5 protein-coding genes are annotated in these 4,484 nt (G+C 35.6%); 1 reads left to right on the forward strand and 4 read right to left on the reverse strand.

The window, feature by feature from the left end; genetic code table 11:
• Nucleotides 1–276: 276 nt before the first annotated feature.
• Entirely contained in the window at nt 277–657 is a 381-nt protein-coding gene (locus tag LEP1GSC202_RS00095) for a clan AA aspartic protease (RefSeq protein ID WP_012388198.1), read from the forward strand.
• A 170-nt stretch (nt 658–827) separates the two neighbouring features.
• Here the strand turns inward: LEP1GSC202_RS00095 and LEP1GSC202_RS00100 are convergent, their stop codons facing one another.
• The 4 genes from LEP1GSC202_RS00100 to LEP1GSC202_RS00115 all read right to left on the reverse strand — a co-directional run bounded on the left by LEP1GSC202_RS00100 (nt 828) and on the right by LEP1GSC202_RS00115 (nt 4,351).
• Entirely contained in the window at nt 828–1,664 is an 837-nt protein-coding gene (locus tag LEP1GSC202_RS00100) for a DUF6671 family protein (protein ID WP_015675643.1), read from the reverse strand.
• Between the two features lie 13 nt (nt 1,665–1,677).
• Entirely contained in the window at nt 1,678–2,301 is a 624-nt protein-coding gene (gene bioD, locus LEP1GSC202_RS00105; protein WP_015675644.1) for a dethiobiotin synthase, read from the reverse strand.
• Between the two features lie 3 nt (nt 2,302–2,304).
• On the reverse strand, nt 2,305–3,648 hold the full coding sequence (locus LEP1GSC202_RS00110) for a dihydroorotase (RefSeq protein WP_039927724.1): 1,344 nt from the start codon (nt 3,646–3,648) through the stop codon (nt 2,305–2,307).
• A 220-nt stretch (nt 3,649–3,868) separates the two neighbouring features.
• On the reverse strand, nt 3,869–4,351 hold the full coding sequence (locus LEP1GSC202_RS00115; protein ID WP_279615292.1) for a tyrosine-type recombinase/integrase: 483 nt from the start codon (nt 4,349–4,351) through the stop codon (nt 3,869–3,871).
• Nucleotides 4,352–4,484: the final 133 nt, after the last annotated feature.

The raw sequence follows: 4,484 nt of genomic DNA on the forward strand, positions 1-4,484 counted from the left end.
ATGGCTTTCGTTCCGAAAGCACTCCTCGGTTTTCAACCTTCGTCGTCTAGAAACAGTCTCCCAGACTGTTTCTGTGTTGTATATTGTAAAAGGAATGTCCCGATCCTTGGTATGCTTCGCTACTAAAGGATTCGGGAAACAACCAATTGCCAGTTCGCTGGTGAATGAAAGAAAGCCTCACTTAATAAGTGGGGCTTTTTTGTTTGTGGGGGGTGGGGACTTTGGCTTGACTCAGTTTATAAATAACTTACAGTAAATTTAGTAGAGGTTACAAATATGGGGCTAGTTTATGCTAAATTGACGCTTTCCAATCCAATACTACCAAATCAATTGAAAATCGAATGCAATGCTTTGGTTGATTCAGGTGCTTTGCATTTATGCATACCAGAACATTTAGCAATCCAATTGAATGTGAAGACTTTGGAAAATAGGGAAGTCACACTAGCGGATGGTAAAAAACATTTGGTTCCGTATGCGGGTCCTATACGAATTGAATTTGAAAATAGGAATGCGTTTGTTGGTGCGATGATTATTGGCGACGAGGTCTTGCTAGGTGCCATACCAATGGAGGATATGGATGTGATCATTCATCCCGCCACACGCACTTTACAAGTGAATCCTGAAAGTCCAAATATTGCAATGGCTAAGATTAAGTGATCACCAACCACTTAGGAACTTCATAAGAGTTTTACCAATACGAAGTCCCCATATCCAGAAACGATTCCTAATATTCGAGACAGATTCCCCATTATAGGAAGCCAGTGAGCTTAAAGGCGACTAAATTTTGCTATTTGTGTATTCTGTCCTGTGTGTCAATATCATTTCTTTTATGGATTACAATAGTCGCAATACGTTGGGTCTTCGGTTGTTTTTTTATTTGGATACATTTCTTCGTTTGTGAATTTGCACTGTTGGCAGACATAAATATAGCTAAGTGTTGAGTTTGTCGGTGAACCACACAAGCTGCATTCAAGTCCCTTTTTAGCGTCTGTTATTCCAAAACCTGGTGTTTGACATTGAGGGCAAGTTGATCTAATTTTTTTCACCAGTTTTTGTGTTGCTTGCTCAATCACACTCATTCGTGTAGGGTTATACATAGCTCTCATATCCGTTTCTGCATAAACTGAATTGTATTTTGAGAAAAAATATTTGAACGATTTCTGCAAAATTTCACTTTCGGTTATCCCTTTATGTATATCCGTATTTTCATCTTTTGATTTTCTAAGAATTAAACCGTGTGCTGGAAAACCAACTTGTTCGGCAAACTCAAAAAGTTCTTTTTGAGTTTGGATTTGTCGACCATTAAAATTGGTTGAGGTGCTTAATTCTCTAACTATAACTTCTAAGTTGTTTTTAGTGTCAATAAAAATTAAAAATTCATCGTCAGCACTTACAAAAAACATCGATGGGTGAGGACCAAATGAACCCTCACTTGCAATTCCTAAATCACAGTTGTTTACTTTCATTGCTCGTAGACATTTTTCTCTTGCCGTTGAAATTGGGTCAAGTTCCCTCTCCACCTCACCTGTAAATGTTCCCAACGCATCCGTATCAAAAGTTTCATCTGTAAAGCAATTTACACCTAATTCTTTTTCGAGAATAGGTGCAATCACACTTTCTTTTTGGTGCTTGGTTGCAATTATTACTTTTCTTCCGTGAAACATTGTGTTTAGCTTTTCAATTTATTTTGTCTAATAAATTTATTTTTCTTGAATATTTTAAGACGGTTTGTTTATCAATTTGCTCTTCTATGTCTACCCGAAATAGTAGCGGTAGTTGAGTGTATTGAAGAATGAAATTTTCAGTTTGTGGCGTATGCTCTCCGTTAAATACAATGCCGATTATTGGAATATTTCTTCTGCGTAATTCTTGAACTGTAAGTAGCGTATGATTTATACTGCCTAAATAATTTCGTGAAACTAAAATTACACTCGAAGCAAAATGTGTTATCAAGTCGGCAATTAGTATTTTATTATTTAGCGGAACCATTAAGCCACCTGCACCCTCAATTACTATATGATTTCTGGTAATTGGTAATTTGAAATCTTCCAATTGTATTTGTATTCCGTCAATTTCTGCTGAGGCATGAGGCGATAAGGGTTGTATTAGTTTAAAACGTTCTGTATGAAAAACGGTTTTAGAATTAGAAACCAACCGTATTACTTTCATGGTATCAGTATTATCTAGTTCGCCCGATTGAACGGGTTTCCAATAATCTGCTTCCAAATGCTCGGTAATAATCGCTGATATTATTGTCTTGCCAATATCTGTTCCGTTACCAGTAATAAAAATTGTTTTCATATTTTAAGTTAAAATTTGTAATGCTTGTCCTCTTTTAGTTTCATCAAATTTTCCATTTTCATAAGCCAAATTACCATTTATAAATGTATGCGTAATTTTTGTTTGAAAAGTTGTTCCTTCCAATGGCGACCAACCACATTTGGATACAATATTTTCTTTACTAACTGTCCATATAGAATTTAGGTCAACAATGGTTAGGTCTGCGAAATAGCCTTCACGAATAAAGCCCCTATTTTCTATTTTGTAAAGAGTCGCTGGATTATGACACATCTTTTCAACGATTTTCTCTAACGAAATATGGCCTTGTTTGTAGAACTCAAGCATAATGTTTAACGAATGCTGAACGATGGGAGCACCCGACATTGCTTGAAAATAAGGTTTCTGTTTTTCGTCTAAGGTATGTGGTGCGTGGTCTGTCGTTACTAAGTCTATTCTATCGTCCAACAACGCTTTTAAAAGCCCTTTTTTATCTTTTTCTGTTTTGATTGCAGGGTTCCATTTTATTAAAGTTCCCAAACGCTTATAGTCTATGTCTGAAAACCATAAGTGATGAACCGAAACTTCTGTTGTTATATTTTTATCTTTTAGAGCAATATCATTTCTAAACAAATGTGTTTCTGCTTCTGTTGTCAAGTGCAGAATGTGAAGTCGTGCCTTGTGTTTATTGGCTATGTCAATAGCTCTTTTGGTTGCTTCATAACAAGCTTTTTCGCTTCTAATAATTGGATGAAATTCAATAGGCACATTTTCTCCATATTTTTCACGATATATGTTTTCGTTCTCTTCAACTATTTGTTCTTTTTCAGAATGAATGGCAATAATGGATTTGCAGTTCGCAAAAAGTTTTTCCATTGTTTCTGAATTATCAGCAAGTAGATTACCTTTTTTTGTAAAGTAAAGTCCGTCATCTGAAACACCTAAAAGTTTTGATGTGTCGAGCTTAATTATTTCATCAAGGTTGTCGCCATTCACACCTAAAAGGAAGCCAAAATTGGCCAAAGATTTTTCAGATGCTATGCGATATTTTTCATTTAAGATGTCAATTGTCAATACATTCGGAAATGTATTTGGCATATCAATAAAAGAAGTCACGCCACCAGCAATAGCGGCTTTACTTTCAGTATAAAGGTCGCCTTTATGTGTTAGTCCAGGCTCACGAAAATGAACTTGTCCGTCTATAATACCTGGAAATAAATACTTGCCTGTCCCGTCAACTACTTTTACATTTTTGTGGTCGATTAGTTGTCCGATTAAACGAATTAAACCATTGTCTATAAGTAGGTCAGCAACGGTTATTTGTCCCTCATTTACTATGCTTATATTTTTGATTAGAGTTTTTTTTGTCATTGTAAATTGTCTGTCTGTTTCGGGTCTTGCCATTGCCGATAACGAGTCGCTACACGCAATTGCGTGTATATTCTAATTGTAAGTTTCTGATTTTATATTTAAAATTCAATATAGTAGCAAAAAAATCATAATTCACTTCAGCACTCCGATAGTATTTTAAAAATGATTTTTCCATGCTAAAATTGGTAAAGCTTTATTAACCAATTATAAGATTAATTCTTTAAATATCCAACTGTTCGATAGGGCTTTTTATTTGATTAAATCCTTTTGTGGTTATGTGCGTGTATATTTCAGTGGTTTTACTACTTTCATGCCCCAAAAGATTTTGAATATACCTAAGGTCAGTGCCAGCTTCAAGCAAGTGGGTCGCAAAACTATGCCTCAATGTATGCAATGTAATATCCTTTGTAATGCCTGCCTTTTTTGTTGCTTCCTTCAAAATAGACTGAGCACTTCTTGTAGAATATTGCCCCCCAAACTGTCCTTCAAACAATATATCTTTTGGTTTATACACTTTAAAATATTGTCGCAATATTTCAAGTGTTTTGGGGGCCAAAATGGTGTAACGGTCCTTTTTCCCTTTTGATTGTTCAACCCTTATTTGCATTCTTCCAGAATCAATATCCGAAATTTTTATTCGAATCAACTCTCCGATCCGCAGTCCAGCAGAATATAGCAACATGATCATAGCCTTATGTTTCAAGTTATCGATAGAGCGTATGATTTACCACTTAGGAACTTCATAAGAGTTTTTCCAATACGAAGTCCCCATATCCAGAAACGATTCCTAATATTCGAGACAGATTCCCCATTATAGGAAGCCAGTGGGCTTAAAG

This window comes from Leptospira yanagawae serovar Saopaulo str. Sao Paulo = ATCC 700523 (genome assembly GCF_000332475.2).
GTDB lineage: Bacteria > Spirochaetota > Leptospiria > Leptospirales > Leptospiraceae > Leptospira_A > Leptospira_A yanagawae.